Consider the following 809-nt stretch of genomic DNA (forward strand, 5'->3'; position numbering starts at 1 on the left):
ACCAACCCGATCCCTGTTGTTGATGCTGCGATTGGTGACCAGTCTGCTGTTGATAATGAGACGGTGTCGATTGCGTCTTCTATCTCTGATCCTGATGGGGATGTGCTGAGTTACACTGCGACAGGTCTGCCAACAGGTCTGAGCATTGATCCGTCCACGGGCGTGATCTCTGGCACGATTGATAACTCGGCGTCTCAAACCAATGGCGGGGTTTATCCGATTGTTGTGAGCGCAACAGATGCAGATGGCGATGCCATCACCGATAGCTTTGCTCTGAGTGTTACGAACCCGGCACCAACAGCTGCTGATGACGCGCTGAGCGGAGATGAGAATACGGCTCTTACATCAAACGTGATCACAGCGTCTGATAGTGATCCTGATGGGGACGTGCTGAGTGTCTCTGAGGTCAATGGCGACGTCGCGAATGTGGGTGCGGCTATTGCGGGCTCAAGCGGCGGCTTATTTACGATCGACGCCAATGGTGACATTAGCTTTGATCCGAATGGTGAGTATGAAGGTCTGGATGTTGGCGAGAGCGCAACCTCGACCGTGAGCTATCAGATCTCTGACGGTGAGGGTGGCTTTGATACGGCGATTGTGACGGCGACCATCCAAGGCGCCAATGATGTTCCGGTTGTGACGGGGACACTCACAGGTCAGTCTGGCACCGATAGCGCGGCTCTCTTGCCCTTTGATGCTTCAACTGTCTTCTCTGATGTAGATGGTGAGACCCTGGCTTATACGGCGACCGATCTGCCGAGCTGGATGTCGATTAATCCAGCCACAGGCGTGATCACGGGGACGCCCCC

General features: G+C 54.8%; 1 protein-coding gene. It reads left to right on the plus strand.

From position 1 onward, the window contains the following. Positions 1–809 (plus strand): putative Ig domain-containing protein (locus tag IE073_RS14085; protein WP_189587186.1); only part of this gene is annotated, 809 nt, incomplete at both ends.

Origin of the sequence: Litorimonas cladophorae (assembly GCF_014652455.1) — a bacterium.
Lineage (GTDB): Bacteria > Pseudomonadota > Alphaproteobacteria > Caulobacterales > Maricaulaceae > Litorimonas > Litorimonas cladophorae.